This is a genomic window from Streptomyces sp. NPDC001153 (genome assembly GCF_053598315.1).
Genome location: NZ_JBSFJZ010000077.1, coordinates 18,680 through 27,823, shown reverse-complemented (window position 1 = coordinate 27,823; position 9,144 = coordinate 18,680). Strand labels below are relative to the sequence as shown.

Genomic DNA, 9,144 nt, shown 5'->3' with positions numbered 1-9,144 from the left:
TCCGCCAGATCCAGTACCGCAGCAACCTCATCGACGGATGTCTCGCCGAAACCGGACTCACATTGACGACATCACAGCAACAACGTCAGTAACACCGCCTGGGAAAGCCTCAGCATTTCTTGATCAACAATTTACTGCGTACGGGAACCGACCGGCCCGATGACCTTCGGACTCCCTTGCCGAAGGCACACCACCAACGACCTGGCGTGACCCGGACCAGGCGCCGGAGGCCATACAGGGGTCTTGTGCCGGGACCTCACCCGCTACTGATCGCGCTGGCGTGTCCAACTCTGCGGAAGCGCCCGGTCCTTGAAGGTGGCAGGTGCCCGGCCGGTCCTACCGGCCGGGCATCGTCACGCCCTGGTCCTCAGGGCTTGGTCATCGTGCGGTTGTGTTGGTGTTGGTGGCCCACAGGGCGCCGCCCTTGCCGGGGCCTCCGGTGTTCTTGTAGACGACGAGGTTGCCGTCGTTCTGCATGAGCGCGTAGGCGCCGGAGTGGCCGCTGGTGCCGGTGGCCCACAACGCCCCGCCCTTGCCCGGGCCCCCGGTGCTCTTGTAGACGACGAGGTCGCCGTCGGCCTGCATCACGGCGTACGCGCCGGGGTGGCTGGAGGTGTGGGTGGACCAGATGGCGGCGCCGTCGCGTCGGCGGTACATCACGAGGTTGCCGTCCGTCTGCATGACCAGGCGGGTGTAGGTGCCTTGGGTCCACCAGCCGGGCTTGAGGGTGGTGTTGGAGACGATGGTCTGCCGGCGGGCGCTGGTGCCGCTCGCCCACAGCGGTGTGGTGCTGGCTTTCTCGTAGACGACGATGTTGCCGTCGTCCTGCACGGTGGCGTACGCGCCCGGCGCGCCGTCCGCGGGGCCGGACCACAGGGCACCGCCCTTGCCGGGGCCGCCGCTGCTCTTGTAGACGACGAGCTCTCCGTCTGTCTGCATCACCGCGTACGCACCCGGGTTGCCGCTTGTCCCGGTGGACCAGACGACCTGGCCGGCGCCTTTGCCGGTGTTCAGGCGGGCGACGAGGTTGCCGTCGGTCTGCATGGTCAGCGTCATGGTGGAGCTGTTGAGGCTGTGCCCCGAGAGCAGGTGCTGGCCGGGGTAGATGAAGGAGCCGGCGGCGGGTGCGGGGGTGGAGGCGGGGATGTGCGGGTCGACGAGGTGGACGTTCTCGCCGCTGTCCAGGTAGGCGATGGTGCCCTGGTATTTGTCGACGGCCCAGGTCACCCGCCGGTCGTCGGTGACCGGGCCGGCGGGCAGGTCGGCCAGGTCGGTGGTGGTGGCGGTGTCGGTGTGTAGGTCGGTGAGGGTCAGTTTGCCCGCTGCCCTGTCGTGCTCGATGACGAATCCGTCGCCGAGCTGGGCGAGATGGGCGGGTACGGGGATGTCCTTGCCGGTGGCCAGGTCGTGCACGCCGGCCGGGCCGGAGGGTCCGCAGGACCAGTACACCCAGTGCTGGGCGGCGGCCTGCAGCTCGCTGGGCACGCAGGGGGCGTCGGTCGTCACGGTCTGCACGGTGCGCCGGGTGGTGAGGTCGATCTGGGTCAGTGTGCCCCCCGTGGATCCGGGGACCCACTCGGTGGAGCCGGACAGCGCGGCAGCGGATATCGGGCGGGTGAACAGCACGTGGCTGGTGCCGGCCGCGTCGGCGTCGCCGATGTACTGCTTCTTCGTGGAGCCGCCGTCGTAGACCACGTAGGGGCCCTCGGCGTCGATGAGGGTGCCGCCGGTGGCGCCCGGCGTGACCAGGATCGGGTTCAGGTCGGGAGTCTTCACGGCGACGGCGTCGCCTTGGGCGCTGTCGCCCGGGCGCAGTTGGGAGATGCTCCCGTCGACATCGCCGTTGGCGATGGGCGGGTTGCAGGTGGCCGCGCTGTCGCAGTCGGTGGGGGCGAGGGAATCGCTGAAGCCCTGCTGAGGGCCGTAGGAGGGTGGGGAGCCCGGCTGGACGCTCCGGTCGTAGACGTAGTCCCCACCGCCTGTCCCGCGCTCGACTGTGAACAGCGTCCCGTTGCCGAGGGCCAGGCCGTCGATGGGTGCCGGCATGTCGGGGTCGGAGTCGACGGCCGTCCCGGTCGGGGTGCCGTCCGGGCCGGCGGTGAACAGGCGGGCCGCCCAGTCGGTGGCAGCCGGGCCACCGAGGGCAACGACCCCGTTCGGCGCCTGGCGGAGGATGTTCATGTTGGCGTGGTCCAGGACCGGGGTCACGGTGGCGGAGCCGGACAGCGGCATCGTGTAGAGCGGGTAGCCGAGTGTGTCGTCCGCGACGGACGGTCCGGTGTGCGACACCCCGTAGGTGATCAACAAGGAGTCGCCGGCGAGGCCCATATAGCGCAGGACGGTGCTGTATCCGCTGCCCAGCGGAGCCAGCGGGACCTGCACGGTGCTCACCGTGCCGTCGGGGGCGGAGCGCGCCATGTAGGACACCTGCCCGGCCGTCCCGCTCGCAGGGACTGCCGTCATCGAATACCAGGCGATGTACTTGCCCGTCAGTATGACGTGAGTGGAAGCGAGCGGTCCTGAGTTGACGGGCGTCACCGCACCCGTCGCCAGGTCCACCAGCGCCATTCGGCTCTCCGTGGTGCCGCTGCTGCTGTCGGTGTAGCGGATCACGACCGAGTCGGCGTCTCCCGCGAGCACCTGGGCCTGCGGTGCGGCACCCGAGGGCCAGCCGGTGACCGGTGTGTCGGTCTGCTGCCCGTCCGCCGCGCCGAGCACATGAAAGCCAGTCACGGTCCCGTCCGCGGCTTTGGTGACCGTCAGCACGCGCGAGCCGAACGTTCCGAGGTAACTCTGTCCGGCACCGGGGGTGATGGTGGTCGTCGTTCCGGAATCCATGTCGTACAGCTGGTACCCGTCGGCCGACGCGGTGGCCACGACATCGGAACCGGCGCCCCAGTACCCAGGTGTCTGGGCGTTCTGGGCGGTGGGCGTGACCTCGGGCATGGGGATATCCGCTCCGCCCGCGTACTTCGTCCAGACGTAGCCGGACTGGTTGTCGGGCCGGTGCAGGAACCCATTGGTACCCGCGAAGAGGATGACCTCGCTGGGCGAGTTGTACAGCAGCGCGGCCGGTATGACCGTCTCGCTGGTCGTGTCGGCCGAGGCCGAGGCCGAGGCCGCGGTCAGGGGCAGGGCCCCCGAAGCGAGGGCGCATGCCGCGGCGACTGCGATGCATCCGCTCCTCAGGGTGTGCTGGGCCACCCATTCCTCCTTGGGAGTGAGCCGGACCGGGCCCCGTCCAGCGGCCCGGTCCGATCGTTGCTTGGCGTGGTGTGGCGTTACTGGTTGGTGTAGCGGCGGACGGGTGGGGCGAGAGCGCCGTTTCCGGTGGCGAGGGTGCACACGGCCGGAGTCGAGACCGTGTGGTTGTAGCAGAGGGTGAGGTGGCCTTGCCGTCGCCCTTGAGGTAACCGGCCGTCATCACCTTCGCGTTGGGGCCGAAGGCGGTGTTGTCCGATTGCTTGACAGTTACGGCCGGAGCGCCACTGCTGGAGGACGCGGCTCGTACACCGCTCAGGGGCAGTCTGATCATGTTCTGTGCAAGCGATGCAGAGGTTCCCATGAGGTGGCCGCGTGTACAAAGAAAGCACTTGCAACAAGATCGCAAAGAAGTGGCTGGATCGCGGTGAAGGGAAAAGGAACGGTCGTGCAGCAGCAGGTCCCGATGCGGACCGGGGGAGTTGTCGCATCAGGTGCACACGTGGAGTCCGAGGTTGGCCCGTCAGTTCCCGGTTTTGGCCTTCACGGCGGTTGCGAGTTTGCGTGCGTTCTCCTCGGCCGTATGTATCGCTTGAGAGCGGGTATCAGTGGAGGTGGAGAAGATGATGTCGTGCCCGATCCGGGAGACGATTGTGGTGGTCCCCGCGACAGGGTTGACATTAGAGGTCATGTCGATTTCGAGGCTGTCGTCGCCCAGGCCTGACAGTGTTTTCGTCGTTGCTGTGACGGTGATCGGTGCTCCATCGGTGTCCTTGAAGGTGGAGCAGCTTCGCGCGTACTTCTTGAGGCGGTCCATGGCGGTCCAGGCATCGGTGCCGCGGTAGGAGTCGATATCCTCGATGTACTCGGCTTGCGCGGCGTTGGCGAAGTAGGAGCTGGCGTAGGAGGCGAGCCCGACGTTGGAGGCCTCAGACCACGTAGTGCTCAGGAGCCATTCGCAGTGTGCTTTGACAGGCTTGGTGACTGGACCGCCGAAATGCGTACCACTGTTGATTGGGTACCCTTTCTGTACCTTGTACCTTTTGCCTTTGGGTAGGTCGCGGACCGATAGAAGCAGGGTTGACAGGTCTTCCCCGGTCCACACGTCGTGGTCTGGGTCTGCGGACTGGGCGGAAGCCCGCGCGCGGGCCTCGGTGGTCTCGGGGGCCGACGAGGATGAGCACGCACTCACGTCGAGTGCAAGCGGCACCAACGCCACGCCGATGAGAAACCCTTTGGTTCTTCTACGCATCATGGCTCCCCCAGGTCAGCTGGCAGGCGCAGATCATGAACACTTGCTCCAACCTCCGTAGCGGCATCGTTTCTGGCACAAGGGCTGGTGGTACCGCTGCTGGTCGGCGAGCGGGTGTCGGCATGCGGGCCCCGGCTCTGGGTGAGCCGGGGCCCGCAACGGTGTGGGTGTTTAGCTGAGTTGTGTGTAGGGGGTCTGGTCGTAGTCGAGTGCGCTGACCTCGGATGGGGGGAGGGCGGTGGTGTAGAGCTGGACGTTGCTGATGTCGGCGTTGGCGTATTCGCCGTAGGTGCCTTGGTAGAGGCGGCGGCCGATCTGGACGGGGCCGGTGGCGGGCCAGGGGGTGCCGGCGAAGGTTTTGGTCGCGGTGAGGGTTCCGTTGACGTAGAGGTTGAGGGTGTTGGTGGGGCCGTCGTAGACGCCGACGAGGTGGGTCCATGTGCCGGTGGTGGCTTTGGTGCCGTAGACGGCGGTGAAGTCGGTGCCTGTGGTGTCGTCGTTGTGGCGGCTGAAGGCCCATTTCTGGGAGCCGGAGGAGTAGTACAGCTGGTAGGCGTTGGCGTTGCCTGCGGTGTCGGACTGGGAGACGAAGGTGGAGTTGTTGGTCAGGCTGTTGAGCTTGACCCAGGCGGAGACGCTGAAGCTGTTGTTGTCGGTGGTGGTGCCGTCGGCGGGGTCGGTGTGGGTGCCGGTGGCAAGGGCGGTGGAGGTGCTTGCGGCGTAGCCGGTGGTGCCGTCCAGGGCGAGGACGGTTCCGCGGCTGGCGTCGTTGGTCCAGGTGGCGGCGCCGTTGAGGGTGGCGTTGTTGGTGCCGACGGAGTCGGTTGCGGTGGTGCCGGTGGCGTCGTTCAGGGGCCAGGCGGCGCTCGCGGTGTTGTAGTAGCCGACCGTCACGGGTGAGCCGAAGGTGGCCACGTGGTTGGTGTCGGGGGCGGCGCCGGGGTATTCGATGAGTTCGCCGGCGGGTGTGGTCGTGTAGAGGTCGGGGTAGCTGGCGGTGGTTCCGTTGAGGTTTCCGGGCGAGGCGATGGTCGGGTAGTCACTGGTCGCGAGAGTGACGGGCAGGGTGGTGGGGCCGTTGCTGTTCCAGTTGGCCGGTGCGCTGGAGGTCCAGTTCTGGGCGTTGGTGGCGTTGCAGGTGTGGAGCTGCAGCTGTGTCCCAGGGGTGGTGGAGGAGCTGGGGTCGTCCAGGCACTTGCCTGATTCGGGGTTGACCAGGGAGTGGTTGGAGCCGGGTGTCCACTGCTGGGCTCCGGTGCCGTTGCAGGTCCACAGGTCGATCGGGGTGCCGTCGGTGGTGCCGCTGTGGGTGACGTCCAGGCACTTGCCGAGCACGCGGATCGTGCCGTCTGCGGCGGGGGTCCAGGACTGGGCGAGGGTGTTGTTGCAGCCCCAGATCTGGATCTTGTTGCCGTTCTGGGTGGCGGAGTGGGAGTCGTCCGCGCACAGGCTGGAACCGTCGGAGGCGGTGAGGGCGGAGGTCAGCGGAAAGGAGCTGGGTGCGGTCAGCAGCGGGGGAAGACCGTTGCTGTCGGCGGTTAGGGGGAAGGTGTAGAGGGTTCCGGTGTTGTTGTCCCGGGCCCAGAGGGCGGGGGTGGTGCCGACGGTTCCGGGTGCGATGAGGGTGAAGTGGGACCAGTCGCCGGTGCCGAGCAGCACGGGTGTCGTGCTGGTGGTGCCGCCGGTGGCGGGGCCGAGGTAGCTGCTGTCCTGCGCGGAGCCCTTGTAGAGCCAGAGTTGCTTGTTCTCGATCGTGATCAGGTCGGGGTAGCCGGTTCCGTAGACGTCGCCGGGGGCGATCATCTGGGTCACCGAGGACCAGTCGGCCGCGTTGTACGTGTCGCAATTGTGGGCGTTGTCTGCCGTGGGCAGGCACTGGGGTCTGTCGAGCGGGCCGTAGACGTCCGCGGTGTTGGTGAAGTGGCCGGCGGTGCCTGAAGAGATGGCGCCGTCGTTTTTGTAGATGTACAGCTTGTCGCTGTTTTTGTTGTATGCGAACAGGTCGTCCAGGCCGTCCTGTTTGAGGCTGCCGCGGTGGGTGATCAGGTAGTCGTTCCAGCGGCTCTTGCCGTCGGGGCTCTGGGATGCGGTGGAGGCGAGGGTGGGGGAGTTGCCGGGGTCGGTGTTGCCCGGCAGGAGCGTGAGGTCGCCGCTCTTGGTGGTGCCGAGCAGATCGGGGATGCCGTCTGCGTTGAGGTCGCCTGCGGCGACCTTGGTGGCCGGGTTCCAGGGGGCGTAGAAGGTGTATGTGGTGGGCAGTGCCTGGGTGTTGCCGGCGTGGTCCTGGGCTTCGACGTAGAGGGTGTGGGTGCCCCATGTCGTCGGGTTGAGCGGGATGGATGCGCTGGGTGTGCCACTGGAGTTGGTGGTCGCGGTGACGTAGTCGGGGCAGTTGACGGTCGGCTGTACGTCGAGTGCGTAGCAAAAGCGCCAGACGTCGCTGGACAGGCAGGTGCCGCGGCTGCAGCCGGTCGGGGTGGGGTCGCTGCTGGTGACGGTGATGCTGCTGGTCTGGCCGGCGTACCCGGTGGGTGCCTGGCCGCTTCCGGAGGGCGGGAACATTGCACTCGGTGCGGTCACCGAGGGCTGGGACGGCGGGGTCAGGTCGACCTTGAAGCCGCACGGACTGTTCCAGGAGGAGTATTTGACTCCGTCGTAGGCGCGGACCTGCCATCCGTACTGGTGGCCGTCCTGGACCGTGGTGCCGATGTTGATGTTCACCGTCGTGAGGGAGGCGACGTAGCCGCTGCTCGGTGTCGCGACGGTGGCCGGGTTTCCGCTGCTGTTGGCGGTCTGGTCGTCCCAGACGGTGTAGTCGGCCTTGACGTTCTCGCCGCTGACGTTGGATTTCAGCTTGGCGTTGAGCGTGATGTCGCTGGTGTTCCCGTTCAGCGCCGTCAGACCGATCCAGCCGCGTGTGCTGCTGCCGCAGTTGGCGCCGGAGGGGTTCTGTGCGTCGGGTGCGGTGGACTCATCGGTCGGGGTGTCGGGCGGGATGTCGTAGGTGGTTTGGATGTAGGGGTTGGTGGAGTACCGCATGAAGTCGATGTCGCTGGTGGAGGAGTCCTCGTCGCCGTACAGGCCGACCGTCCAGGTGTCGTCGTTGGCTGCGGCGACGGATGCGATCTTGTCGGTCACCGTGAATGTCACGTCCTGGTCGCCGCACGGTGTGGGATCGCTGACGTAGGCGCCGTTGTAGGCGCTGGTCGGGTTCTTGGTGTCGATGGTCGAGAGTGCCTTCGGCTGGGTGTCCCAGTACATGCCGGAGGAGATGCCTCCGGTCCACTTGAGGGTGAGGGGTGCGGTGTGTGTGCAGCCGTGGGCCTCGGCGTAGGTTTCCGTCAGATGCAGCTCTGCCTTGATGATGTCCATGCTGCTGTTGAGATTGCGGGTGTCCAGCTCGTAGAAGGTGCGCTGGGCGCCGATGCAGTCCCCGTTGGACGAGGAGTAGCGCTGGTAGCCGACTCCTTCGCCGTAGCGTTGCGGGTAGTCGTACTCGTGGGAGCTGGCGGAGGAGGAGTCGCAGCCCTGCTGGGCCTCGAAGTAGTGGCTGGTGGTCTCGCTCGTGGCGACGCCCGGGTCGATGTACACCGGCCAGGTGGTGCTGGTGGCGGTGAGCATGGATGAGTCGGGGGTGAGGGTGAGGCCGCTGCTGGTGGTCGTCATGGCTACCGGCGCGACGTCGGCACCCGGCGCCGGCCCGTCGGCGGGCGAGGCGGTGGATGTGGTGTCGTCCAGGCGCATGGACGCCGTCTGAGGACTGGCCGTTGTGGTGGTGGAATCCCACATCACCGGGGCGCTGGCGGTGTAGGCGGTGGTGCCGTCCGCCGCCTTCGCGGTCATTCCGCCGTCAGCCGTACCGGCAAGGGTGAGTCCCTGGGTGGTGGCTGCCAGGGTCAGCCGGCGCAGCTCGGGGTTGGCGGCGGCCGCGGCGTCGTGCACGACGAGCACGTCGCTGAAGCCGCCCTGTTCACTGATGGTGGCCTGGAGATCGACGCCGGGCAGGACCGAAGAGTACAGCGCGGTGTCCCCGCTGACCGCGGGGGCCGGCAAGGTGAACGGCACGGAGAGCGAGAGGTTGCGGCCGGCCTGGTCGGTGAGGCTGACGAGGGGACCGCTGCCGCCGCCCGAGAGGGTGACGCCGTTGGGTGTCGCCGCCGTGCTGAACGAACCGTCCGGGTTCTTCACCAGCGATGCGTCCACCGGAGTCCAGGCGTCGTTCTTCCTCACGCGCACCGGCTGCACGTACTCGGTCGTCGTGAGCGATCCGTCCGGGTTGGCCGTGGTGGTCGACGTCTCGCTGGTCAGCGAGTCGACCGGGACAGACTTACCGGTGGACTGGGCCTGCAGGAGAGCGCTTTGGGTCGGATTGCCCGGGGTAGGGTCGCTGCTGTCCGCGGCGGCGGTCGGGGCTGCCCCGAAGACCAGCGCCCCCAGGACCGCCATGACGGCCAGGTGGTGCGGCGCGGTGGACCATCGCCTGCGGTGCAGGTGCGTTCTTCCCCCCATGGGAATCCCTTCGAGGTGTGGATCAGGACAGGTGCCCGACCCGACGAGGCATCAGTGGCGTACGCGTACGCGGTTGAACGGGACGTGCCCCATGTGTCGTCGCCGGGCACTGATGGGCGAGTTGAGTGACAGCAGCGGCCGCAGGTCCTGGTGGGACCGCCGGCACAGGGTATTGCCGAACT

Annotated in this window: 3 protein-coding genes; all 3 read right to left on the bottom strand. The window is 67.4% G+C overall.

Annotated features, from left to right (window positions below; genetic code table 11):
- Window positions 1–378: 378 nt before the first annotated feature.
- The 3 genes from ACWDEN_RS45355 to ACWDEN_RS45345 all read right to left on the bottom strand — a co-directional run bounded on the left by ACWDEN_RS45355 (window position 379) and on the right by ACWDEN_RS45345 (window position 8,962).
- On the bottom strand, window positions 379–3,204 hold the full coding sequence (locus ACWDEN_RS45355) for a hypothetical protein (RefSeq protein ID WP_450863884.1): 2,826 nt from the start codon (window positions 3,202–3,204) through the stop codon (window positions 379–381).
- Between the two features lie 520 nt (window positions 3,205–3,724).
- Window positions 3,725–4,456 carry a hypothetical protein gene (locus ACWDEN_RS45350; RefSeq protein ID WP_450863883.1) on the bottom strand — a complete coding sequence of 244 codons (732 nt, stop codon included), beginning with the start codon at window positions 4,454–4,456 and terminating at the stop codon, window positions 3,725–3,727.
- A gap of 168 nt (window positions 4,457–4,624) precedes the next feature.
- On the bottom strand, window positions 4,625–8,962 hold the full coding sequence (locus ACWDEN_RS45345) for a LamG-like jellyroll fold domain-containing protein (protein ID WP_450863881.1): 4,338 nt from the start codon (window positions 8,960–8,962) through the stop codon (window positions 4,625–4,627).
- Between the last annotated feature and the right edge of the window lie 182 nt (window positions 8,963–9,144).